This window comes from Actinoplanes sp. NPDC049316 (genome assembly GCF_040677315.1).
GTDB lineage: Bacteria > Actinomycetota > Actinomycetes > Mycobacteriales > Micromonosporaceae > Actinoplanes.
This window is the reverse complement of record NZ_JBFAQM010000004.1, coordinates 223,611-247,648: the sequence shown is the minus strand read 5'-3', so window position 1 is coordinate 247,648 and position 24,038 is coordinate 223,611. Positions and strand designations below refer to the sequence as shown.

21 protein-coding genes are annotated in these 24,038 nt (G+C 72.3%); 4 read left to right on the top strand and 17 right to left on the bottom strand.

Annotated features, from left to right (window positions below; genetic code table 11):
• Positions 1-758: 758 nt before the first annotated feature.
• From AB0K03_RS08535 to AB0K03_RS08510, 6 genes are all read right to left on the bottom strand, one after another.
• Positions 759-1,370, bottom strand: a complete 612-nt coding sequence (locus tag AB0K03_RS08535) for a DUF4232 domain-containing protein (RefSeq protein ID WP_364682449.1) — start codon at positions 1,368-1,370, stop codon at positions 759-761.
• 611 nt (positions 1,371-1,981) lie between these two features.
• Positions 1,982-2,830: an ABC transporter permease gene (locus AB0K03_RS08530; RefSeq protein WP_364682147.1), complete on the bottom strand. Its 849-nt coding sequence runs from the start codon at positions 2,828-2,830 to the stop codon at positions 1,982-1,984.
• A gap of 31 nt (positions 2,831-2,861) precedes the next feature.
• On the bottom strand, positions 2,862-3,845 hold the full coding sequence (locus AB0K03_RS08525) for an ABC transporter ATP-binding protein (RefSeq protein ID WP_364682145.1): 984 nt from the start codon (positions 3,843-3,845) through the stop codon (positions 2,862-2,864).
• Positions 3,842-4,915 carry a hypothetical protein gene (locus tag AB0K03_RS08520; protein WP_364682143.1) on the bottom strand — a complete coding sequence of 358 codons (1,074 nt, stop codon included), beginning with the start codon at positions 4,913-4,915 and terminating at the stop codon, positions 3,842-3,844. The genes AB0K03_RS08525 and AB0K03_RS08520 overlap by 4 nt, the downstream gene beginning before the upstream one ends.
• Positions 4,899-5,432 (bottom strand): sigma-70 family RNA polymerase sigma factor, encoded by a 534-nt coding sequence (locus tag AB0K03_RS08515; protein WP_364682141.1) that lies wholly within the window; start codon positions 5,430-5,432, stop codon positions 4,899-4,901. Before AB0K03_RS08515 ends, AB0K03_RS08520 begins: the two co-directional genes overlap by 17 nt.
• Before the next feature lie 68 nt (positions 5,433-5,500).
• Entirely contained in the window at positions 5,501-6,283 is a 783-nt protein-coding gene (locus AB0K03_RS08510; protein ID WP_364682139.1) for an SDR family oxidoreductase, read from the bottom strand.
• A gap of 79 nt (positions 6,284-6,362) precedes the next feature.
• Between AB0K03_RS08510 and AB0K03_RS08505 the strand changes: the two genes are divergently transcribed.
• Positions 6,363-6,914: a TetR/AcrR family transcriptional regulator gene (locus AB0K03_RS08505; RefSeq protein ID WP_364682137.1), complete on the top strand. Its 552-nt coding sequence runs from the start codon at positions 6,363-6,365 to the stop codon at positions 6,912-6,914.
• Positions 6,915-7,006: 92 nt separating this feature from the next.
• On the top strand, positions 7,007-7,774 hold the full coding sequence (locus AB0K03_RS08500) for a hypothetical protein (RefSeq protein WP_364682136.1): 768 nt from the start codon (positions 7,007-7,009) through the stop codon (positions 7,772-7,774).
• Between the two features lie 93 nt (positions 7,775-7,867).
• On the opposite strand, the gene AB0K03_RS08495 is transcribed toward AB0K03_RS08500, so the two are convergent.
• From AB0K03_RS08495 to AB0K03_RS08450, 10 genes are all read right to left on the bottom strand, one after another.
• Positions 7,868-8,515: an SDR family NAD(P)-dependent oxidoreductase gene (locus tag AB0K03_RS08495; RefSeq protein WP_364682134.1), complete on the bottom strand. Its 648-nt coding sequence runs from the start codon at positions 8,513-8,515 to the stop codon at positions 7,868-7,870.
• A gap of 79 nt (positions 8,516-8,594) precedes the next feature.
• A complete protein-coding gene (katG, locus tag AB0K03_RS08490; protein ID WP_364682132.1) occupies positions 8,595-10,868 on the bottom strand; it encodes a catalase/peroxidase HPI in 2,274 nt (757 codons plus the stop codon).
• Positions 10,865-11,320, bottom strand: a complete 456-nt coding sequence (locus AB0K03_RS08485; RefSeq protein WP_364682130.1) for a Fur family transcriptional regulator — start codon at positions 11,318-11,320, stop codon at positions 10,865-10,867. Before AB0K03_RS08485 ends, katG begins: the two co-directional genes overlap by 4 nt.
• Before the next feature lie 31 nt (positions 11,321-11,351).
• Positions 11,352-12,518, bottom strand: coding sequence for a TIGR04053 family radical SAM/SPASM domain-containing protein (locus AB0K03_RS08480; RefSeq protein ID WP_364682128.1), 1,167 nt, complete (start codon positions 12,516-12,518; stop codon positions 11,352-11,354).
• A gap of 15 nt (positions 12,519-12,533) precedes the next feature.
• Positions 12,534-13,742, bottom strand: coding sequence for an MFS transporter (locus AB0K03_RS08475; protein ID WP_364682126.1), 1,209 nt, complete (start codon positions 13,740-13,742; stop codon positions 12,534-12,536).
• A gap of 138 nt (positions 13,743-13,880) precedes the next feature.
• Positions 13,881-14,627, bottom strand: coding sequence for a respiratory nitrate reductase subunit gamma (gene narI, locus AB0K03_RS08470; RefSeq protein WP_364682124.1), 747 nt, complete (start codon positions 14,625-14,627; stop codon positions 13,881-13,883).
• Positions 14,624-15,265 (bottom strand): nitrate reductase molybdenum cofactor assembly chaperone, encoded by a 642-nt coding sequence (gene narJ / locus AB0K03_RS08465; protein WP_364682122.1) that lies wholly within the window; start codon positions 15,263-15,265, stop codon positions 14,624-14,626. Before narJ ends, narI begins: the two co-directional genes overlap by 4 nt.
• Positions 15,262-16,749 carry a nitrate reductase subunit beta gene (gene narH, locus AB0K03_RS08460; protein ID WP_364682121.1) on the bottom strand — a complete coding sequence of 496 codons (1,488 nt, stop codon included), beginning with the start codon at positions 16,747-16,749 and terminating at the stop codon, positions 15,262-15,264. The genes narJ and narH overlap by 4 nt, the downstream gene beginning before the upstream one ends.
• Positions 16,749-20,408, bottom strand: a complete 3,660-nt coding sequence (locus tag AB0K03_RS08455; RefSeq protein WP_364682119.1) for a nitrate reductase subunit alpha — start codon at positions 20,406-20,408, stop codon at positions 16,749-16,751. Before AB0K03_RS08455 ends, narH begins: the two co-directional genes overlap by 1 nt.
• 155 nt (positions 20,409-20,563) lie before the next feature.
• Positions 20,564-21,148 carry a DUF4360 domain-containing protein gene (locus AB0K03_RS08450; protein WP_364682117.1) on the bottom strand — a complete coding sequence of 195 codons (585 nt, stop codon included), beginning with the start codon at positions 21,146-21,148 and terminating at the stop codon, positions 20,564-20,566.
• A gap of 167 nt (positions 21,149-21,315) precedes the next feature.
• Between AB0K03_RS08450 and AB0K03_RS08445 the strand changes: the two genes are divergently transcribed.
• The gene (locus AB0K03_RS08445) at positions 21,316-22,788 is read left to right on the top strand and encodes a cellulase family glycosylhydrolase (RefSeq protein ID WP_364682115.1); all 1,473 of its coding nucleotides are present in this window, start codon (positions 21,316-21,318) and stop codon (positions 22,786-22,788) included.
• Between the two features lie 36 nt (positions 22,789-22,824).
• Here the strand turns inward: AB0K03_RS08445 and AB0K03_RS08440 are convergent, their stop codons facing one another.
• A complete protein-coding gene (locus AB0K03_RS08440; RefSeq protein WP_364682113.1) occupies positions 22,825-23,604 on the bottom strand; it encodes a class I SAM-dependent methyltransferase in 780 nt (259 codons plus the stop codon).
• Between the two features lie 116 nt (positions 23,605-23,720).
• Between AB0K03_RS08440 and AB0K03_RS08435 the strand changes: the two genes are divergently transcribed.
• On the top strand, positions 23,721-24,038 hold the full coding sequence (locus tag AB0K03_RS08435; protein ID WP_364682112.1) for a hypothetical protein: 318 nt from the start codon (positions 23,721-23,723) through the stop codon (positions 24,036-24,038).

Genomic DNA, 24,038 nt, shown 5'->3' with positions numbered 1-24,038 from the left:
GCCGCATGCGCAGCGCGCGTGACGGGGGTCAGCCGGTGGCAGGGCCCGTGTCAGGGCATGCGCAGGCCCCTCCGATCCAGCACGCGAATCCGGCCGACGCGCCGCAGGTGGCAGCGGTTCCGGTTGTCACCGCGCCCGAGCCGGTGGTAGTCGAGGGTGTCACTGCAGCTGATCCGGTGGTAGTTGCGGGTGTCACTGCAGCTGATCCGGTGGTGGTCGAAGGTATAACTGCAGCTGAGTCGGTGGTAGTTGCCGGTGTTGCCGCGGTTGGGCCCGCAGTAGTCGTGGGCGTCGCGAGGGCTGAGCCGGTCGTGGGTGAGCGCGTTACCCCGGTTGAGTCGGGCTTGGCCGTGGGCGTCGCGACGGCTGGGTCGGCGGTGGTCCCCGGCATCGCCGCAGCCGAACCGCGGGTCGTCCCGGACATCACCGCTGGCGAGTCGCCGGTCGTCCCGGACATCACCCCTGGCGAGTCGCCGGTGGCGCAGAGTGCTGCCCCGGGCGGGCAAACAGTGTCGCCGTCAGTGGTGGAGGGAATCGAGGCCGACCGAAACCCCTCGAACGATAGAACGCCCGCTACCCGCACATCGATATCGCGTCAAGAGTTACTCCGGATTCGTTTCAACAAGGTCAGATTCCCGTGGACTCAGATGCATCATCTGGAGCCGGTGCAGTCGCCATTCCAGACGCGCTATTTCTCGGTCGCTGCTGGCGCAAGGCAGCCGTTATTGCGACCGCTTGAAAAAGGATCGGTGGGCGCATCACAGCAGCGGGCCGCCCGTTTCCACCGGTTCGGAGGCGGAGGGACCTTGGTACGGCGGCCCGGCCGGGGACGCCGGAGTGTCGGTGTCCGGTATGGATCGCCACGCGCTGACTGCGAGCCGGCCGGTGCTGCCCAGGTCGAGGCCGCCGTCCGGGCGTACGAGCTGCGGTGGGCGGCCGGCCGCCGGGGCGATCTCGACCAGTGCCACGGTCACCGGTGCATGGCTGATGTCGTCGTACGTGTTGCGCCAGGCCACCGCCGTGCCGGCCCGTTCGCCCGGGCGCAGGACGACCGGCTTCGGCGGGCCGTCCCAGGGCATGGCCGAGCCGACGATCTTCTTGACCCCGTGCAGGACTTGGATCCGAAGCGCCGTCCGGTCGTCGGCGAGGGTCCGTACGCTCGGGTAGCCGTTCAGCCGGTAGGTCCGCGAGCCGCAGTTGATCAGCGTGATGCCGAGCACCCGCAGGCCCATCGCGGCGTCACCGTCGCCGACCTCGAAGCGGACGCCGTCGGGTGGGCAGGTGACAGCGGTCGCCGGCGGTGTGGGGATTGCGGATGTGTAAGGGACCGGCCCCGAACGAGACGCGGACAGTCCCGAGCCGGACGGCATCGCCGACCCGGCACACCCGGCGAGCACGACCGCACACCCCGCGAGCGCGGCCCCACAACCGGCGACGACGGCCCTTCGGCCAGTAGGGGTGGCCACGGTGGCTCGGCGGGGTGGGGTGGTCGCGGTGGCTCGGCGGGGTGGGATGGCCACGGTAGCTCGGCGGGGTGGGGTGGCTCGACCCAGCGGGGTGGCTTGGCCAGGTGGGGTGGCTCGGCCGGGAACGGCAGCCACGGTGGCTCGGCGGGGTGGGGCCGCTCGGCCCAGCGGGGTGGCTCGGCCAGGTGGGGTAGCTCGGTCCGGCCGGGTGACGCGGCTGGGTGCGGTGGCTTGGCCAGGCGGGATGGCGCGGCCCGGCGGGATGGCTCGGTCGGGTGGGGTGGCTTGGCCAGGCGGGATGGCGCGGCCAGGCGGGATGGCTCGGCCCGGCGGAGTGACTTGGCTGGGCGGGGGCGCCTGGGTCAGCAGGGCGGCGAAGCGGTGAACGCGGCGTCTCGTCACCGGCACATCCTCGTTCATCGGGCGATCCGGCCTTGCCGGTCGCTCCCCGGGCCCGCCACCGCCGGCGGCGAACGAGGGGAGAGGTCGCGCAGCGTGACGGCGTCGCTGCGTCCTCAAAGATCGCGGCGTTGGAAGGACAGAGCCGCCAGGCTGAGCACGACAGCGATCCAGATCGCAGCCCACCCCAGGTACGCGCCGGTGAGGGGCGACATGCTCAGGAACGGAGATTCCTCGATGCCCGAGCCCACCTGGCGCAGCAGTGCCGGGTCCTGGAACGAGTTCATCGCGCCGCGCCACAGGCCGTCGGTCGGTAGCAGCATGCGGGAGACCGTGCCGACCTGGGCGACGCTGTTGTTGCCGAGGGCTGCGCCGACCGAGCCCACCACGCCGGCGATCCAGGTGGCGCCGAAGAGGCCGACCGCCACGATGCCCGAGGCCATCGGGGAGATCGCCGTGGACAGCAGCAGGCCGAGGGTGAGCAGCACCGTGGTCTGGGCCGCGAGCAGGGCCAGGCCGGTCAGCGGGTGCGGTGGCCAGTAGCCCACGGTGGCCCGGACGATGAGGAACTGGGTGAAGCCGGCCAGGGTCACGAAGACGCTGCCGAAGACGACTAGTCCCAGCCATTTGCCGACCAGTACCGCGCTGCGGCGGACTGGGCGGGCCAGCACCGCCAGTGCGATGCCGGATTCGACTTCTCCGGACAGTGTGGGGCCGGCGAGGAACGCGGTGCCGAGCGCCGCGATCAGGCTCAGTCCGAACATGACCAGGTTGAGGACGATGGAGCCGGCGACACGGGCCTCGCCGCTGGTGAGGCCGCCGAACTCGGCGTCGAGTCGGGAGAAACCCCACGCGCTCAGCGCGAGCAGCGCGATCGTCAGGACGGCGAGCGAGCGCAGCACCCGGCGCCGTGCGGCTTCCTGCAGGGTCAGGGCCGCGATGGTGAGCACCGTACGCATGGTCATGGCCGTTCCTCCCGAGCGCCCGTACGCATGGTCATGGCCGTTCCTCCCGAGCGCCGGTACGCAGGATGTCCAGCAGTCGTTCCTCGAGGCTGATCCGGGCCGGTTCGACGGCGTGGACGCGTACGCCCAGCCCGACGAGGTCGGTGACGAGGTCGGGCACCGTGGCGGGGTCGGGTTCCGTGGGCAGCATGACCGTGTACGCGTCCCCGCTGCGGGTGAGGTCCCCGGTCGCGGCCAGCCGGGCTTCCGCCTCCGCGCCGACGCCGTCGAGCCGCAGCCGCACCTCGCGCCGGCCGAGGAGTTCCGTGAGCGTGCCGGCGGCCGCGACCCGTCCCTTGTCGAGGATGACCACGCGGTCGCAGACCCGTTCGACCTCGCCGATGAGGTGCGAGTTGAGCAGCACGGCGACGCCGCGTTCCCGCATCGAGAGCAGCACGTCGCGGACGTCGGCGCGGCCCACCGGGTCCAGCGCGCTGGTCGGCTCGTCGAGCACGACGAGGTCCGGGCCGGTGACCAGGGCGACGGCCAGCCCGAGCCGCTGCTGCATGCCCTTGGAGAAGCCGCCCACCCGGTCGCCGGCGCGGTCGGCCAGGCCCACGAGCCCCAGGCTTTCGCGGCGGTCCGCGGCGGGGACGGTGGCCCCGGTCAGGCGGATGTGCAGGTTCAGCACCTCGGCGGCGGTGAGCCACGGCTGGTAGCGGAAGAGCTCCGGCAGGTAACCGACCCGGGCGCGGGCCCGCGGGTCCCGGGACGGGCGGCCGAGCAGCAGCACCTCGCCGGCGTCGGGCCGGACCAGCCCGAGCAGGATCTTGATGACGCTGGTCTTGCCGGCGCCGTTGGGTCCGAGCAGGCCGACGACCTCGCCGCGGCCGACGGTGAGCGACACGCCGTCCACCGCGGTCCGCCGCCGGTAGCGTTTGCGCAGCCCGGAGCACCACACGGCGGGCGCCGCGGGCAGCTCGGCGAGCAGCTGCCGCGCGGCGTCCAGGTCCGGCCCGGAGGCCGCCGGCGTCACCGCAGCTCCCGGGCAACCGACAGCACCTCGTCGGCGCTGAGCGAGCCCGCCACCGCGGTGATCACCCCGGCGTCCGCCCACACCACGCCGGCGAGCACTCCGTCCCGCGAGGTGAGCACCGTGGCGGGCTTCCCGCCCACCTCGGCGGACGAGCTGGTCAGGTAACGGGAGTTCACGGGCAGCGGCAGGGTCTTGCCGTCACCGGAGAAGGCCCGCAGCTGCGCTGCGACGTCCTCCGGCAGGCCGGGAAGTTTCAGCAGATAGTCCCGGGCCTCGGTGAAAGGCACCCCCGACGAGTACGCCGCGGGCGCGACCGCGCGAGCCACCACGAGGGCCGGCACCCCGCGCGCCTCCGACCAGACCGCGGCCATTCCCGGGCCGGCGGTGAGGCGGAACTGGCTGCCGTCGAGGCCCGCGGGCGGCGTGGGCAGCGTCGTACCGGCCGCCGTCGCGGTCTGCGCCGCCTTCGCGGCCGAGAACGTGAAGACCGCGGTGACCCGGTCGCCGACCTGGTACGTCGGTTCCCCGGTGACGCCCCGGGGCAGCTCGCCGACCCGGGGAACGGCGAGCCCGGTGAGCTGCGCCGCGGTGGAGGCCCCGGCGACCGGGCGTACGTTCGGCTCGGAGGCGATGCGCAGGTCGCCGTACGCGGAAAGGTCCGGAAGCGCGACCAGGTCGGCCTGGGTGAGCTGCACCGGCGCGATCCGCTCGGTGCGGAAGATCGGCAGCCAGTCGGCGGCGGCCGCGGCGCCGGCCCCGGCGAGCAGGACCACGACGCCGGCCGCGGCGATGACGGGACTGCGCAGCGCGGCCCGCCAGCGGCGCCGGGGAGCGGCCGGAACCGCGGGCCGGGAGGGCGCCGTGCCGGCCGTGAGCCGCTGCCAGGCCGCGTCCACATCGGTGGTGACCTCGGTGCTCAGCGCGCCGGCGGCGACGGCCGCGTCCGCGCGGGCGGCGGCCAGCCCGGACAGGCATGCCGGGCAGCCGGCGACGTGCTCGCGGTCGGCGTCGGCGACGCCGGCCGGCTCGTCCAGCAGCCGGCGCAGCGTGCCGTCAGTCGGATGACGCATGACGGTTCAACTCCTCGCGTAGGGCGGATTCGGCGCGCCGCACGGTGGTGCCGACGCCGCCGGGGGAGAGATCGAGGGCGGCGGCGACCTCGGCGTAGCTGAGGCCGCTGTGCCGCAGGACGAGCGCGACGGCGTGCTTGCGGGGCAGCCGTGCCAGCGCGGCCCGGACCCGGCGGCGCTCGTCGAGGGTCACGACCGCGTCGGCGACGTCGGGGCAGACAGTGAGGCCGTCGCCGGCCCGCCCTTCGCGGGCGGCCCGGCGACGGCCGGAACGCAGGTGGTTCAGAGCGGTGTGCGCGGCGGCGACGGACAACCAGCCCGGTGCCTCCGCGGCGGGCACGGCGGTACGCCCGAAGCTCAGGAACACCTCCTGAGCCACGTCCTCCGCCTCGTCGCGCGACCCGAGCACCCGTGCGGCGACCCCGACGACCCGGGCGTACGCGGCGCGGAAGACCTGCTCGAGGTCCGCGCGCACAGGTGCGCCGCCCCGCTCCACCCGCCGGGCCGCCGGTGCCATCCCGCCATGCCGTACAACGTCCACATCTGTACAGCACCACCGACGGGACGATTGTGACAACGAATCGTTCAGACCGGTCGTACGGAGCCGGCCGCGGCCCGTACGACCAGGCGCCGGGGGAGCAGTCCCGCCGCGGCGGCCATGATCTTGTTGCGGCGGCCGGAGACCACGCTGGCCCTCCCGTGCGAGTCCAGCGCGCGCAGGGCCGTGGAGACGACCTCGGCGGGGCTCTCGAAGCTCACGCCGCTCTCGTCCGTACCGCTGACGGTGTAGAACTCGCTGCGCGTCGCGCCGGGGGACAGGGCCAGGACGCGGACGCCGGTGCCGCGCAGCTCGTACGCGAGAGCCTCGGTGAAGCGCAGCACGAAGGCCTTGGTCGCGGCGTAGACCGCCATGCCGGGCACCGGCTGGTACGCCGTCAGGCTCGCGACGTTGACCAGTGCCCCGTCGCCCCGGGCGACGATGTCCGGCAGGAACGTGGCGGTGAGGTCGGTCAGTGCCGACACGTTCACATCGATCTGCTGGTGCAGCGCCTCGGGCGCGGCCTCGAGGAACGGTCCGGTGAGGCCGAGGCCGGCGCAGTTGACGAGCGCCCCGACGGTGATGCCGCGCTCGGCGAGCGCCGCCCGCAGCGAGGCGCCGGGCCGCGGCCGGGCGAGGTCGGTCGCCAGGCAGGTCACCTCGGCGTCCGGCCGGTTCCGGCGGATCTCCGCGGCGAGCCCGTGGAGCCGGTCCTCGCGCCGGGCGACGAGCACGAGATCGGCTCCGCGCTCGGCGAGCCGGCGCGCGAACTCGGCGCCGATGCCGGAACTCGCGCCGGTGATGAGGATGGTCGTGTCCCGGTACCGCATGGTCGGCAGGCCTCTCGACGTAGGTTAACGGGTGTCAACGTTAACAGTCGTCAACAAGGCGCTGCGCTATGGTGATCCGGTGCGGGTACGGGGTCGGTACGACCAGCTGGTCGCCGCCGCGATGGAGCTCGCCGCGCCGGGCCTGCCGCTGTCGGTGCCGTCACTGCGCGCGGTGGCCCGCGAATGCGGCGTCACCCCGACCGCGGTCTACCGCCACTTCCCGTCGCAGAGCAGCCTCAACCGGGTCATCCTCATGACCGTCGACCAGTCCTTCGTCGCCGCGGTCTCCGCCGCCGACGACCCTGCCCGGCCGCCTCAGGAGCGGCTGCAGCGCTTCGCCCACGCCTACTTCGACTGGGGAATCGCCAACCCGGGCCTGTATCAGCTGCGCTTCGAGAGCGCGGACCAGCTCGGCGAGGACTACGTACGCACGGACGCGGCCGACAAGCTCCTCGCGCACATCGACGGCGTGATCCGCAGCCTCGAGGAGCCGTCGCCGGCGACGGCCGAGGACCTGTGGGTGGGGCTGCACGGGCTGGTGTCGCTGCGGATCCACAAGCGGGACCGGCCGTGGTCGGCCGAGCCCCGGGAGCAGATCGACAGGCTCCTGCGCGCCTGGGCGATCGCCTGACGTTTCGCCGCCCGGGCCTCGGCCGACCTCGGCCGGCATCGATGTATGTGATGATGGGAGCGCTCCCATGCCATCCCCTCGAGGAGGACCGGTTGAAGCGCATCGGCTTGTTGACCGCCCTGTCCGTGCTTGCCCTTCCGTTGGTCGCCGGCGGTGCCACCGCAGCGCCGGCTGCCCGCGGTTGCCCGCCGCGGGACGCGTTGTTCTGCGAGGACTTCGACCGGCTGCCGGCCGGTGGGGCGAGCAGCCTCGACTGGGGAATCGACACCCGCAACGGCACGCTCACCGTCGAGCGCCGGGCCGCCGGCCGGGGCAAGGTGCTGCATGTCCGGACGGTCGACAACGGGCGTGCGTTCCTGCGGGTGGACGACCTCGCCGTACCGCCGGAGGGGTTCTACGGCCGGATGCGGATGCGGGTCGACGCCTTCCCGGCGGCGCCGGACTGGGCGCACTTCACGCTGGTCGAGGCGACCGGAACGGGCAGCGCCGAGGTCGTCCGCCCGGTCGGCGGCCAGTACGTCCCCACGGCCGGCCGGGCCCTCTGGGGCATCGGGGCCGACGGCGGCCCGACGGGCGACTGGACAGCCTGGACGGAGTCCGCCCCCGCGGCCGCGGACAGGTGGCAGTGCGTCGAATGGCGGCTCGACACAGCGACGAACACGGTGACGACCTGGTTCGACGGCGCGGCCACGCTGACGGCCACCGAGGACGAGCACGGCGGCAACCCGGTGCCGTTCGTGCTGCCCACCGTGGACACCGTCAAGATCGGCTGGCAGCTCTATCAGAGCGGTACCACGCCCGCCGGCTTCGATCTGTGGATCGACGACATCGCGCTCTCCTCCCGGCGGGTCGGCTGCTGAGCAGGCCGGCCCGTCCCCGCTCGCGCTGCGGCCGATCACGCCGGCCGGCGAGGGCCCGGCACGACAGCACGGGTCCGCGCCGGCCCGGCGGGGTCACGGCAGGACGGTCAGGGCCTCGCCGGGCTCCGAGTGCAGCTGCCAGAGCCGGTCGGCCACGGTCGCAGGCTCGTGCTTGAGGCCCGCTCCGACGGCTCCGACGATCGTGAGCTGGGCGACGCGGAGGCCGCGCGGCGTGAGCGCCTCGTGCAGCATTCGCACGTACGTCGTCTCGGCGGCGTTGGCCAGCGCGCTGGTGGCCCGCTCGGGGCTGGGCCGGACGGCCGCGCCGCCGGTGGTGTAGAGCAGCGTGCCGCGTCCCCGGTCGAGCATTCCGGGCAGGACGGCCTCGGTGGCCGCGACCGCGCCGGTCACGCCGAGGGCCAGCGCGCGGGCCACGTCCTCGCCGGTGGTCTCGGCCACCGGCTTGATAGTGGCGACGTCGGGCAACGGCACGTACGCGAGCACGTCCACGGGCCCGAGCCGTTCGGCGAGGTCGGCTACGGCCCGGCGTAGCGCGGCCGGGTCCTGGGCGTCGGCGGCCGCCCAGGCCACCTCGGCGCCCTCGGCGCGCAGCTCCTCCGCGTGCTGGGCGAGCCGGGTCTCGGTGCGAGCGATCAACCCCACCGGGTGCCCCTCTCGCGCGAAGCGCCGGGCGGTGGCGAGGCCGATGCCCGGCCCGGCGCCGACGACGATGACAGACACGGGTGTCTCCTCTCCTGGAGGACGGCCGACGGGCCCCGGCCGATCGCGAGGATCGCCCCGGGGCCCGTCATCGTGCGGATCAGGCGAGATCGAACCGGTCGAGCTCCATGACCTTGGTCCAGGCCGCGACGAAGTCCGCCACGAACTTCTGGTGGGCGTCGTCGCTCGCGTAGACCTCGGCGAGGGCCCGCAGCTGCGAGTTCGACCCGAAGATGAGGTCGACCGCGGTGGCGGTCCACTTCACCTCGTCGGTGCTCACGTCGCGGATCTCGTACACGTGCTCCTCCGCCTGGGAAGCCTTCCACCGGGTACCGGGGGAGAGCAGGTTGGCGAAGAAGTCGTTGGTGAGCACGCCGGGCCGGTCGGTGAGCACGCCGTGCCGGCTGCCGCCGACGTTGTTGCCCAGCGCGCGCAGGCCGCCGACGAGCACGGTCATCTCCGGCGCGGTCAGGTTGAGCATGTACGCCCGGTCGACGAGCAGCACCTCGGGCTGGGTCTTCTCGCCGGGACGCAGGTAGTTGCGGAACCCGTCGGCGCGCGGCTCGAGAACCCCGAAGGACTCGACGTCCGTCTGCTCCTGCGAGGCGTCCGTGCGGCCCGGGTGGAACGGCACGGTCACCTCGACGCCCGCGTCGCGCGCCGCCTTCTCGACGGCGGCCGAGCCGGCCAGCACGATGAGGTCGGCGAGCGAGATCTTGGCGCCGCCGGCCTCGTTGAACTCGCGCTGGATGCCCTCGAGCGTGCTCAGCACCGTCGCGAGCTGCTCCGGCTGGTTGACCTCCCAGCCGCGCTGCGGCTCGAGGCGGATGCGGGCGCCGTTGGCGCCGCCGCGCTTGTCGGTGGAGCGGTAGCTGGCGGCCGAGGCCCACGCGGTCGAGACCAGCTGCGCGGTGGTCAGGCCGGACTCGAGGACCTTCGCCTTGAGGGCGGCGATGTCCGCGTCACCCACGAGCTCGTGGTCGACGGCGGGCACCGGGTCCTGCCACAGCTGCGCCTCCGGGATCCACGGGCCGAGGAAGCGGCTGACCGGGCCCATGTCGCGGTGCAGCAGCTTGTACCAGGCCTTGGCGAAGGCCAGCGCGAACTCGTCCGGGTTCTCCAGGAAACGGCGCGAGATCTTCTCGTACGCCGGGTCCATCCGCAGCGACAGGTCGGTGGTGAGCATCGTCGGCCGGTGCTTCTTCGCCGGGTCGAACGCGTCGGGGATGATCTCCGGGGCGTCCTTGGCGACCCACTGCTTCGCGCCGCCGGGGCTGGTGGTCAGCTCCCACTCGAAGCCGAAGAGGATCTCGAAGAACCGGTTGCTCCACTGGGTGGGCCGGTCGGTCCAGGTCACCTCGAGGCCGCTGGTGATCGTGTCGGCACCCTTGCCGCTGTTGTACGTGCTCAGCCAGCCCAGGCCCTGGTTCTCCAGCGGGGCGCCCTCGGGCTCGGGGCCGACGTGGTTGTCCGCGACACCGGCGCCGTGGGTCTTGCCGAAGGTGTGGCCGCCGGCGATGAGCGCGACGGTCTCCTCGTCGTTCATCGCCATCCGGCGGAAGGTCTCGCGGATGAAGTGCGCGGCGGCGATCGGGTCCGCGCTGCCACGGGGGCCCTCGGGGTTGACGTAGATGAGGCCCATCTCGGTCGCGCCGACACCCTCGGACATCTCCTTCTCGGAGACGTACCGCTCGTCGCCCAGCCAGGTGTCCTCGGGGCCCCAGAAGATCTCCTCGGGCTCCCAGACGTCCTCGCGGCCGAAGCCGAAGCCGAACGTCTTGAAGCCCATCGACTCCAGCGCCACGTTGCCGGCGAGCACGAGCAGGTCGGCCCACGAGATCTTCTGGCCGTACTTCTGCTTGACCGGCCACAGCAGGCGGCGGGCCTTGTCGAGGTTGGCGTTGTCCGGCCAGCTGTTCAGCGGCGCGAAGCGCTGGCCGCCGTCACCGGCCCCGCCGCGGCCGTCGTTGATGCGGTAGGTGCCCGCGGCGTGCCAGCTCATCCGGATCATCAGGCCGCCGTAGTGGCCGAAGTCCGCCGGCCACCAGTCCTGCGAGGTGGTGAGCACCTGGACGATGTCCTGCTTGAGCGCCTCGACGTCGAGCTTCGCGAACTCCTTCGCGTAGCTGAAGCCGGCGCCCAGCGGGTTGCCCTTGGGCGAGTGCGCGTGCAGCACCGACAGGTCGAGCTGGTTCGGCCACCAGTCGCGGACCGTACGCGGCCGGCCGCCCGTCTTCGGCTCCGGCGAGTCGATCGCCGGGTTCTCGCTCTCGCTGCCGTGCGAGGTCACGGAGTCGTGCGCGACCGGGCAGCCTTCCGCCGCCTTCTTGTCCACGCCCTGGGCGCTGGCGGGGTGGTCCTGTGTGTCGCTCATGTGCTTCCTTCCGAACGGGCCGATTGCGGGAGAGGGCGTTCGGTCGCGCAGCCGGGGCACGTGCCCCAGTAGACGACCTCCGCCTCGTCGACCACGAAGCCGTGGTCGTCGGAGGCGGTGAGACAGGGGGCCGGACCGGCGGCGCAGTCCACGTCGGCGATGGCGCCGCAGGAGCGGCACACGACGTGGTGGTGGTTGTCGCCCACCCGGCGCTCGTAGCGGGCGGTCGCGCCGGCGGGCTGGATGCGCCGCACCAGGCCGGCGTCGGTGAGCGCGCGCAGCACGTCGTAGATCGCCTGGTGCGAGACGGTGGGCAGCTCGGCGCGGACCAGCGCGATCACCGTGTCGGTGTCGATGTGCGGGCGCTCCCGCAGGGCGGCGAGCACGGCCAGCCGGGGCCGGGTCACCCGCAGGGGGACCGCCCGGAGCTCCGCTTCGAGTTCCGCCGTCACCCGGCCAACGTAGTCCGCAATCTGGAATGAATCAAGTTTGGCGTGGCGCGTCGACCGGGTACGCGAACGACCCCGGCAGGTAGCCGCAGGCCGGTTCCTCGGCGTGCACGTCGCCGGTCGTCGCGTACGCCCGCGCCCGGGAACCGCCGCACACCGAGCGGTACTCGCACGCCCCGCAGCGCCCGCCCAGCCGGTCCGGATCACGCAGAGCGCGGAACAGCGGCGCGTCGCGGTAGATGTCGACCAGGCTCTGCGTCCGCACGTCGCCGGCCGGGAGCGGGAGGAAGCCGCTGGGGTGGACCTGGCCGCGGTGCGAGACGAAGACGAAGCCGTCGCCGGCGCTGACCCGCAGGGGTGGGCGCCGCGGCCGCTGCGGGCCGGCGGTCAGGCCCAGCTCGTCGATGCGCCGCCGCAGCCGCCGGTACAGCGGGCCGAGGCCGGGGGTGGCCGCCGCCGGGACGCCGTGACGGGCGAGCGCGGCGCGTTGCAGGCACACGCGGCGGAAGTGGTGCGCCTCGGTGGTCTTGACGGGCACGGTCTCGCCGAGGTCGTACAGCAGGTGCAGGACGTCCTCGGTCTCGGCGGCGTCCAGGGCCGCCAGCGCGCGCCCGCGTCCGGTGGGCACGAGGAAGAAGACGCTCCACAGCATGGCGCCGAGGTCGCGTACCTGCGCGGCGATGTCCGGGAGGTCGTCGACCGTACGGCGGGTGACAGTGGTGTTGATCTGGACCTTCAGCCCCAGGGCGGCGGCGTCGCGCCAGGCTCGGGTGGTGAGTGCGTACACCCCTTCGACGCCGCGGAAGCCGTCGTGGGCGGCGGGGCCGGCGGCGTCGAGGCTGAGCGAGATCGCCCGGGTGCCGGCGTCGCGCAGCTCGGCCAGGGCCTGGCGGGTCAGTGTGGGGGTGCCGGAGGGGGACACCGACACCGCCAGGCCGAGCTCGGTGCCGCGGCGGACCAGCGTGGTGAGGTCGGGACGCTGGAACGGGTCGCCGCCGGTGATGACGAACAGCGGCGCGGGCCGGCCGAACCGCGCCACCTGGGCCATCAGGTCGACGGCCTCGTCGGTGGTCAGTTCGGCCGGGTCACGCTCGGGACGGGCCGAGGCGCGGCAGTGGCGGCAGGCCAGCGGGCAGGCCTGGGTGGCCTCCCAGATGACGATGAACGGCCGTTCCGCGGTGGCGTGCCGCAGTCGTCGCACCTCGGGCATGGCCGGTCAGGCCGCCACGGCTTCGCGACGGCCGACCGAGAGCACGCTCAGCAGCAGGGCCGCACCGGCCACCACGGCCAGCAGGACCAGGCCCAGGGCGTACGAGTGGTAGCTGCCGTAGATGGAGCCCATGACCAGCGGCGGGACGAAGCCGCCGAGGCCCCCGGCCGCGCCGACCACACCGGTGACCGAGCCGACCTGGTTGGCCGGAGCCTTCTGCGCCACGAGCGCGAAGGTGGCGCCGCTGCCGGTGCCCAGCGCGGCCGCCATCGCGAGGAACGCGACGGTGCCGACCGGGGCGAGGCCGGGCGTGAAGGACTGCGCGAGCGCGCCGAGGACCACCACGCCGAGGGCGCCGGCGAGCACCCGGCCGGCCGGGATGCGGTCGGAGAGCCAGCCGCCGACCGGGCGCATGAGCACGGCGAGCAGCACGAAGCCGGCCATCCGGTTGGCGGCGTCGGCCTGGGTCAGCCCGTACGCGTTCTTCAGGTAGGCCGGGAGGTAGACGGAGAAGGCGACGTACCCGCCGAAGGCGACCGCGTACAGCGCGGCGGCCTGCCAGGTGATGCGCAGCCGCGAGGTGGTGGCGAGGCGGGTGGCGAGCGGGGTGGCGGGCACGACCCGGCCCGGCGCGTCGCGCAGCACCAGCCAGGCGACCCCGGCGTAGAGGGCCAGCACCGCGGCGGTGATCAGGAACGGGGTCTGCAGGCTGTTCGCATCGACGAGCTTGACCGTCGTCAGGGCGCTGATCGCGGTGCCGCCCATGCCCATGCCGAAGACGCCGACGGCGAAGCCGCGCCGCTCGGGCGGGAACCAGGCGTTCACGAACGGCACGCCGACGGCGAACGCGGTGCCGCCGATGCCGAGGAAGAACCCGCCGACCAGGATCGCCGCCAGCGAGCTGTGGCCGACCAGGCCGAGGTAGAGCACGGGGACGATGGTGGCGATCGAGACCAGCGGGAACATGATCCGGCCGCCGAACCGGTCGGTCAGGGCGCCGATCGGGATGCGCCCGAGCGAGCCGACCACGACCGGTACGGCCACGAGCAGCGACTGCTGGAACGAGCTGAGGTGCAGGCTGGTGGTGAACTTCGTGGCCAGCGGGCTGAGCAGCGCCCAGGCCCAGAAGTTCACCGCGAAGCCGATCGTCGCCAGGGCGAGCATCACGTTCGGGTTGCTGCCGCGGCCGGTGGCCGACTGTGGGGTGGTGGTCATGTCATCTCCACGTCTCGCTGGTCGCGGCCGGCGACTGTTGATCCGGACGCTCCTGTCCAGGCTGCGGTAGTAGAGCCGCCGCCAGTAGGGACCTTCGGCCCCGCCTCGTGGGACCTCATCCCGGACTATCGGGCCAGGTCAGCGGCCGGATGACACCGGGTTGCGCCCGGCGTCGCGGACCTCAGCGGGTGCGGGTTGCGGCGCCGGTGCGGGCCGGTTGCGGGTGCGGTAGACGACGTACGGGCGCCACAGGTACGCCATCGGCGCCGACCACACGTGCACCAGCCGGGTGAACGGCCACAGGGCCAGGAACAGGAACCCGCCGAGCGCGTGGAGCTGGTAGACGAGTGGCGCCTCCGTCATCAGCTCGCTGCGCGGGTGGAACCAGAACACGCCACGGAACCAGACGGCGATGGTCTCCCGGTAGTCGTAGCCGCCGCCGAGCAGGTTCTTGCCCACGGTGGCGGTCATGCCGAGCACCACCATGGCCGCCAGGAAGGCGTACAGGACCTTGTCCGTCGTCGTGGTGACGCGCCGGACCCGGCCGTTGACGAAGCGCCGGGCGATCAGCAGGGCGAGCCCGGCCACGAGCATGAGCCCGGTGACCGTGCCGGCGCTGACCGACACCACGTGGTACACGTGCTCCGGCACGCCGATGTGCTCGGTGACGGATGCGGGGATGAGCAGGCCCATGGCGTGCCCGCCGATGACGCCGAACGCGCCCAGGTGGAACAGCGGGGAGCCGAGCCGCAGCAACCGGTTCTCCAGCAGCTGGCTGGTGCGGGTGGTCCAGCCGAACTGGTCGTGCCGCCAGCGCCAGACGTGCCCGGCGGCGAAGACGGCGAGGCAGGCATAGGGCAGGACGACCCAGAGCAGGGTGGTCATCGGGACGCCTCCGCGGGGGAGCAGGTGGGGTACGGGGTGACATCGGGTCCGGCGCCGATGCTGTCGAGGCCGACCGTCTCGACCGGTGGCCCGTCCGAGGCGAGCGCCGCGATGGCCGCCCGGTCCTCGTCGGTGAGCCCGGGCAGCACCGCGCAGACCGCGTCGAGCAGGTGCCGGTACGGCGTACCGTCCTCGGTCAGCGCGGCGCGCAGCAGCTCGAGGCCCTGCCGGTGCTGGCGCAGCGGCGCCTCGCCGTCCCCGGGCCCGGCGGTGGCGGCGAACTCGAGCACCACCGGCAGCAGGTCGGGCAGCTCGCCGCCGACGAGACGCAGGCCGTGGGCGCGGTAGCGCTGCTTGAGCACCAGCAGCGCCATCCCGCGCTTGCGGGTGTCGCCGTGCAGGTAGTACGTGAGGTACAACCCGGACCTGCGGCGCAGGTCGAAGGTCTGCACGTAGTGCCGCTGCGCCTCGATGGCCGGCGTCGCCGCCAGCCAGTCCAGGAACGCGATGAACTGCTCGCGGACGGCTTCCGGCTCGATGCGATCGGCGGCTGCGCGCAGCTCGTCCCCGGCCGCGAGCAGCTCCTCGTCGGGGTACGTGAGCAGCAGCGCGGCCAGCTCGAAGACGCGGCTCCTCACGGTCGGCTCCGTACCGGGGTGAGGGTCATGCCGGGGCCACCCTCGCGATCGAGGGAGCAGCCGGCGGCCTGGGCGTCGAGGGCGGCCGCCTCCTTGGCGTGCGCGGCGGGGATCACGTACCGCTCGTCGTACTTGGCGATCGCGAGCAGCCGGTACATGGCCTCGACCTGCTCGCCGGTCATCCCGACGCTGTCCAGCAGCTCCTGCGCGACGGTCCCGTCGAGCGTGCGGGCCCGCATGTACGAGCGCATCGCGGCGAGCTTCATCAGCACGCCCGCGACCGCGTCGGTGTCGCCCGCGGTGAACAGCTCGGCCAGGTACTCGACCGGGATGCGCAGCTCGCGGATGGTGTGGAAGACGTCGTCGGCGTCGGTGTCGTCGCGCCCGGCGGCCCCGGCCGCGTCGAGCACGGGGGACAGCGGCGGGACGTACCAGACCATCGGCAGCGTGCGGTACTCCGGGTGCAGCGGCAATGCGATCTTGTACTCGCTGATCAGCTTGCGGATCGGGGAGCGCTTCGCCGCGTCGATCCACTCGTCGGCCATGCCGGCCTCACGGGCGGCCCGCTCGACCTCGGGGTCGTCCGGGTCCAGGAACACCGCGCGCTGCGCGTCGAGCAGCTCGTGCTCGTCCTCCACGGATGCGGCGGCCAGCACCGCGTCCTCGTCGTACAGGACGATGCCGAGGTAGCGCAGGCGGCCGACGCAGGTCTCCGAGCAGATGGTCGGCAGGCCGGCCTCGATGCGCGGGAAGCAGAACGTGCACTTCTCGGCCTTGCCGGTCGCGTGGTTGACGTAGACCTTCTTGTACGGGCACGCCGACACGCACATCCGCCAGCCCCGGCAGCGGTCCTGGTCGACCAGGACGATGCCGTCCTCCTCGCGCTTGTACATGGCGCCGGAGGGGCAGGCGGAGACGCACGCCGGGTTGAGGCAGTGCTCGCAGATGCGGGGCAGGTGGAACATGAAGGTCTTCTCGAACTCGAACTTGACCTTCTCAGCCATCTTGGCGAGGTTCGGATCGTCCTGTCCGGACTGGCCGCCGAGCGAGTCCTCCCAGTTGGCGCCCCACGTGACGGCCATCGGCTCGCCGGTGAGCGCGGAGTGCGGGCGCTTCACCGGGGTGTCGGTCAGCCCGGCCGGGGCGTTGACGAGGATGTCCTTGTCGAACGTGGCGGGCTCGTAGTAGTCGTCGATGCTCGGCAGGTCCGGGTTGGCGAAGATCCGGCTGAGCCGCTTGGCCCGGCCGCCGGAGCGCAGCACGAGCCGCCCCTTGCCGTCGAGCTTCCAGCCGCCCTTCCAGCGTTCCTGGTCCTCGTAGTGCTTCGGGTAGCCGATGCCCGGCTTGGTCTCCACGTTGTTGAACCAGACGTACTCGGTGCCCTCCCGGTTGGTCCAGGTCTGCTTGCACGTCACCGAGCACGTGTGGCAGCCGATGCACTTGTCGAGGTTCATGACCATGGCGACCTGCGCGCGGATCCGCATCAGTACTCCACTTCCTGGGTCCGGCGGCGGATCACGGTGATCTCGTCGCGCTGGCTGCCGATCGGGCCGTAGTAGTTGAAGGCGTACGTGAGCTGGGCGTGCCCGCCGGCGAGATGGGTCGGCTTGATGAGCAGCCGGGTCATCGAGTTGTGGTAACCGCCGCGCCGGCGCGACTTCTCGGCCTTGGGGACGTTCACCGTGCGCTCGGGGGAGTGGTACTGGAACACCGTGCCCTCGGGCATCCGGTGGCTGACCACGGCCCGCGCGACGACCACGCCGTTGCGGTTGTGGGCTTCGATCCAGTCGTTGTCGCGTACGCCGATCTTCGCGGCGTCCTCGAGGCTCATCCAGATCACCGGGCCGCCGCGGGACAGCGCCAGCATCAGCTCGTTGTCGTGGTACATCGAGTGGATCGACCACTTCGCGTGCGGGGTCAGGAACCGTACGGTCACTCCACCGTCGACCGCGTCGCCGGGCCGGCCGAAGTGGCGGGCCATGTTCAGCGGCGGCCGGAAGGCCGGCAGCTGCTCGCCCAGCTCGGCCACCCAGTCGTGCTCGACGAAGAAGTGCTGCCGGCCGGTGACGGTGTGCCAGGGCTTGAGCCGCTCCACGTTGAGCGTGAACGGCGAGTACCGCCGGCCGCCCTTCTCCGAGCCGGACCACTCCGGGCTGGTGAACACCGGCTGGGGCGCGTCCTGCGTCTGCGAGTACGTGATCCGGTCGGCCTCGTGGCCCGCGATCAGGTCCGCGAACGGCTGCCCGGTGCGCTTCTCCAGCTCGGCGAAGCCGGCCGCGGCCACCCGTCCGTTGGTGGTGCCCGACAGCGTGAGGATCGCCTCGCACATGCGGTCGGCGGTCGCCAGCGACGGGCGTCCGTCGATGACGCCGTTCTGGTGCTTGAGGTATTCGATCTCCGGCGTGACGTCGACGGTGATCGCCTTGGTCGTCGTGCCCACCTTGTCGAGCAGCGGGCCGACCGTACGCATCTTCCGGCCGATCGCCGTGTAGTCCCGCTCGACCTCGATGAGCTTCGGCATCGTCCGGCCCGGCACCGGCTCGCACTCGCCGGACTTCCAGTCGCGTACCCGGCCGCCGGGCGTGGCCAGCTCGTCCGGGGTGTCGTGCTGCAGCGGCGCGGCGAGCACGTCGTGGCGGACGCCCAGGTGGTCCACGGCCAGCTCGCTCACCTTGTCGGCCAGGGCGAGGAAGGCGTCGTAGTCGGTGTGCGCGTCGCCGGGCGGCTCGACGGCCGGGCTGAACGCGTGCACGAACGGGTGCATGTCGGTGGTGGAGATGTCGTGCTTCTCGTACCAGGTCGCCGCCGGCAGGACGACGTCGGCGTGCAGGCCGGTGTTGGTCATCCGGAAGTCGATGGCGGTCAGCAGGTCGACCTTGCCGGTCGGCGCCTCGTCGCGCCACGCCACGTCCCGCGGCCGGTGCTCCGGGTCGCACTCGTCGGCGGTGGCCGATCCCTCGACGCCGAGCAGGTGGCGCATGAAGTACTCGTTGCCCTTGCCGGACGAGCCGAGCAGGTTGCAGCGCCACAGCGTCAGGCAGCGGGGGAAGTTCGCCGGGTCGTCCGGGTCCTCCGCGACGGTCTTCAGCGTGCCGTCCTTCAAGGAGTCCACGACGAACTCCGCCACGGGAACGCCCGCCGCCCGCGCCTCATCGGCCAGATCGAGGGGGTTGCGGTTGACGAACGGGTGGCCGGGCGTCCAGCCCATCCGCTGGGCGGCCGCGACGGTGTCGGCGAAGGCCATGCCGGTGAACCGGCCGGTGCCCAGCGGCGACGACAGCTCGTCGGCCGGGACCCGCTCGTAGCGCCACTGGTCGGTGTGCAGGTACCAGAACGGCGTGCTCGCCTGGTGCCGCATCGGCCGCTGCCAGTCGAACGCGAAGGACAGGTGCTGCTGGCCGGTGACCGGGCGCGCCTTCTCCTGACCGACGTAGTGGGCCCAGCCGCCGCCGTTCACGCCCTGGCAACCGGTGAGCGTGACCAGCGCGATGAACGCCCGGTACGTCATGTCCGAGTGGAACCACTGGTTCGCGCCGGCGCCCAGCACGATCATCGACCGGCCCCGGCTGCGCTCGGCGTTGCGGGCGAACTCGCGGCCGATCCGGGCGGCGAGCGCGGCCGGCACGCCGGTGATCCGCTCCTGCCAGGCCGGGGTGTTGGGCGAGTCCGCGTCGTCGTACCCGGTGGGCCATTCGCCGGGCAGGTCGCCGCGGCGGACCCCGTACTGGGCGAGGAGCAGGTCGAAGACGGTGGTGACCAGGTGGCCGCCGATGCGCCGGACGCGGACGCCGCGGCGCACGGTGGAGCCGCCCTCGGTGTCACCGACGTCGAACCGGGCGAGGTCGACCTCGGTGGTCTCGTCGGAGTCGATGCCCAGGGCGGGCACCACGTCGCCGAGGTCGAGGTTCCAGCGGCCGGGTTCGCCGTACCGGAATCCGAGCGAGCCGTTGGGCACGACCGGCTCGCCGGTCCGCTCGTCGATCAGCACGGTCTTGTGCTGGCCACCGTCCTCGGCGGCGAAACCGAGGTCGGCGGCGGTCAGGAAGCGGCCGGCCTTGCCGTCCTCGACGGTGACCAGGAACGGCAGGTCGGTGAAGCGGCGCACGTAGTCGGTGAAGTACGGCACCTGCCGGTCCCGGAAGAACTCGGTGAGCACCACGTGGCCCATCGCCATCGCCAGCGCGCCGTCGGTGCCGGGATGCGGGGCGAGCCAGTCGTCGGCGAACTTCACGTTGTCGGCGTAGTCGGGGCTGACCGCGACGACCTTCGTGCCCTTGTAGCGGGCCTCGGCCAGGAAATGCGCGTCCGGCGTACGGGTCACCGGGATGTTCGAACCCCACATCATCAGGTACGTGGCGTTCCACCAGTCGCCGGCCTCGGGCACGTCGGTCTGGTCGCCCCAGATCTGCGGGGAGGCGATCGGCAGGTCGGCGTACCAGTCGTAGAAGCTGAGCAGCGTGCCGCCGAGAAGCGCGTGGTAGCGGGTGCCGGCCGCGAACGAGGCCATCGACATGGCGGGGATCGGCGAGAACCCGACCACCCGGTCCGGTCCGTACGTCTTCGTCGTGTAGACGTGCGCCGCGGCCGTCATCTCGATCGCCTCGTCCCAGCTCGCCCGGACGAAGCCGCCCCGGCCGCGCTGCGCCTTGTAGGCGGCCGCCTTCAGCGGCGTCTCGACGATCTCGGCCCACGCGAGCACCGGGTCGCCGAGGCGGTGCCGCGCCTCCCGGAACATCTCGGCCAGCACCCCGCGCACGTACGGGTGCCGCACCCGCGACGGCGAGTACTCGTACCAGGAGAAGGAAGCGCCACGCGGGCATCCCCGCGGCTCGTAGTCCGGCGCGTCCGGCCCGGTCGTCGGGTAGTCGGTGGCCTGGTGCTCCCAGGTGATCAGACCGTCCTTGACGAACACGTTCCAGGAGCACGACCCGGTGCAGTTCACGCCGTGGGTGGACCGGACCACTTTGTCGTACCGCCAGCGGTCGCGGTAGAACGAGTCCCACCCGTTGTCGCTGACCTGGTGCAGCGTGCGCCCGTGGTCGCCGACGGTCTCGCGGGTCAGGAAGCGGCGGGCCGCCAGGAGCGGGGCCGTGCCGGGCAGGTGATCTGTCGCGGGCGTCCGGGCGTCGTCCAGTGCTGACACGGTGGTCCTTCGCGTCGCGAGGCGACGGCCCGGGGGCCGCCGGTGCCCCACGGGTGGCGCGGCACCCCACCAGGCTCGCGGAGTGGAGGTCCACTTTCAGGTGCCCCAGGTCCCCAACCGGACGGGACCAACGTCCCGAATCGATCATCTGCGGGCTAACAAGCGCGGTACGTGAGGTGGTACGTGTCGGCGACCGCGGCGTCCGTCGAGTCCATGGAGATGAAGCTGGTCGCCACGTCGGCCCGGTCCGCCTGCGCCCGCAGCTCGGTGTCGATGTCCAGTTTGCCGCCCCCGCAGGCGCTGGCCACGGCGCTGCCCGGCGGGTCGGTCACCTGCCAGGAGTCGTCCAGGCCGGCCGCGAACGCGTGCGTCGTGTACGCCGGCGCCCCGGTCCCCGTGAGGTGGTAACGCGCCGACATGGTCGCCGAGGCGCCGGACTCCAGGTGGGCGAAGCCGCGATGATCGACAGCCGTGATCGCGTAGGCCGTGCTCGGTGGCACCGTGAGCCGGACGGTGATGCTGCAGGTGCGTCGCTCGTCCTTCGTCTTGCCGCCGGCGCCGGCCCGGGCGAGATAGTCGCTGTAGATCACGGTGAAGGCGGACCGGTCCGCCGACACGGCGACCGCGACGGTGTCCGGCCGGCAGCCGGTGCCGTTGACCTTCACCTTCTCGATCGAGACACCGTCGGCGGCCAGCGCCGGCAGGGCGGCGAGGGTCATGATCATGAACTGGTGGAGCACCCGGTTTCCTTCCGGTCGATCGCTAGTGGCTCCGGGGCGCCCATTTGGTTGCTCGAAGCGGCGATTTAAGGATGATTTCAGCTTGTTTTGCCTGCTCACGGGGCATGTGGCAGAGTCCGCGACACACCTGGGAGCGCTTCCAAAACCCCCTTCCCCCGGAGCCCCTCATGCGCAGAGTGAAACTCAAGCTTCTCGTGGCCGGCGCGGTCGCCGCCGCGGTCTCGGCGGTGGCGCTGGTCGCCCTGCCGGCCTCCGCGGAGACCGCCGCGTTCACCGTCACGAACTCGTGGTCCACCGGCTATCAGGCGAGTGTGGTGGTGAAGAACGACACCTCCTCGACGCTCGCGACCTGGCGGGTGCAGCTCACGCTGCCCTCCGGCACGACAGTCGTCAATGCCTGGAACACGACGACGGCAGCCTCGGGCAGCACGTACACGTTCACCCCGGCCGGCTGGAACGCCACGATCGCGGCGGGCGCCTCGACCGAGTTCGGGATGATCGTCGACGGCACCGGCCGGCCCACCGCCTGCACCGTGAACGGCGCCGCCTGCGGCATCACCACCGCGCCCACCACCCCGGCGGCCACCACGCCGACAACCGTGCCCACCTCGCCGTCGGCGCGTCCCACCACGGCGAGCCCGACGCCGTCGCGGACCACCACCCCGACCGCCACGCCGACCAGCCCGCCCGCCGGCGGGACCGGCACCCCCGTCGGGATCAACGGGCAGCTGCGGGTCTGCGGCGTCCACCTGTGCAACCGGTACGACCGTCCGATCCAGTTGCGTGGCATGAGCACGCACGGCCTGCAGTGGTTCGCGAACTGCTACAACAACGCCTCCCTCGACGCGCTCGCCACCGACTGGCGCGCCGACCTGCTGCGCATCGCCATGTACGTGCAGGAGGGCGGCTACGAGACCGACCCGCCGGGCTTCACCGCCCGGGTCGACACGCTCGTCGACATGGCCGAGGCCCGAGGCATGTACGCCCTCATCGACTTCCACACGCTCACGCCGGGCGACCCGAATCTCAACCTCGACCGCGCCAAGACGTTCTTCGCCGCGGTGTCGAAGCGCAACGCCGCCAAGACCAACGTCATCTACGAGATCGCCAACGAGCCCAACGGCGTCTCCTGGGCCGGCATCAAGAGCTACGCCGAGCAGGTCATCCCGGTGATCCGCGCGAACGACCCGGACGCCGTGGTCATCGTCGGCACCCGCGGCTGGTCCTCGCTCGGCGTCTCCGACGGCTCCGGCTCGGCCGAGGTCATCGCGAACCCGGTCCGCGCGAGCAACATCATGTACGCGTTCCACTTCTACGCGGCGTCGCACAAGGACAACTACCGCGCCGAGCTGGAGAAGGCGTCCGCCACCCTGCCCATGTTCGTCACCGAGTTCGGCACGGTGAGCGCCAACGGCGGCGGAGCGGTCGACACGGCCAGCACGAGCGCATGGCTCGACCTGCTCGACCGCCTGAAGATCAGCTACGCGAACTGGACGTACTCGGACGCCGGTGAGGGCAGCGCCGCGTTCCGGGCCGGCACCTGCGCCGCGGGCACGTACACCGGCACCGGGGTGCTCTCGGAATCGGGGACGCTGCTGCGCAACCGCATCCGGACCGCGGACGACTTCCCGACCTCCTGACCGCGGCCCGCCGACGGACCGGGTGAACTCCCCGGTTCACCCGGTCCGTCGGGCAACCCGCAGCTCGGTCAGGTACCGCTTCACGATCCGGCCCCCGTGCTTCTCGTCGATGAGTCCGGCGATGGCGGACAGCAGCCCGTTGCGCTGCGGCTTTGGCAGAGCACGGTGCCCGGAGTAGGTCAGCAGCAGGTCCAGATACTGCGCCGTCGAGTAGGGCGCCTCCCACTCGTACCGGTGGAACGTCGCGGGCCCGAACCGCCCGGACGAGGCCAGCTCCGTGTCGTCGTGCGGAATTTCTCCGGCGGACCGCATCCGCAGGCCCGGCGGCGTCGCCGGATCGAAGCGCTCGTACAGTCGCTGGGTCTCGGCGTGGAACGCCTCTGTCCAGCTGCCACCGGCGATGTGGTGGGTGGCCACGGTGGCCAGCAGACCGCCGGGGCGCAAGGCGTCCGCGGACTTCGTCACCCGTACTGCGGGGTCGATCCAGTGGAAGGCCGTCGCGCAGAACACCACGTCGAACGGCTCAGCAGGCAGGGGCCAGTCCTCGAACGCGGCCGTCACCACCCGTACCGAAGCGAAGCCCGCGAGATTGCGCCGCGCCACGGCCGCCATGCGCGCGCCGAGCTCGACGGCCACGATGTCGTATCCCCGCTCGGCCAGCGGCACCGTGGCCTGCCCGGTGCCGCAACCGATCTCCAGCATCCGCGCGCGGCGGGGCACCGCGGCGGCCAGATCGTCGAACATCCGCGCCGGATAGCCGGGCCGGATCCGGTCGTACCGTCCGGCGTCCTCGTCGAAGGTCTCGCGCAGCTCCACCGGGGAAGAGTACGGGCGCACCGGCCGGTTCAACGCGGGCTCAACGTTCGTGCAACGCGCGGCCCCGAGGCTCGTGGGTGTGCGGCAACCAGCCGCGAACCCAGGGGGGAGAACCGATGTCCACGATCAAGCTCAACTCCTTTCACTGCGCCAAGCTGCAGGACTCCATCTCCGAGGACGAGATCGAGGTGCGGATCAACGGTGTGAAGGTCGCCGGCCCGTTCGGCGTCCACAAGAACGAGACCGTCCAGCTCGGCGGGATCAGCCGGACCTTCACCGGCAGCGTCAACGTGCAGCTGGTCGAGATCGACGCCAACAGCGCCGACGACAACCTCGGCCTGCACACCGTCGGCGCGAGCCCCGTGCAGAACAACACGCTGGAGTTCAAGGCCGCGGCGAAGGCGTTCTACACGCTGAACTACTCGGTCGTCTGA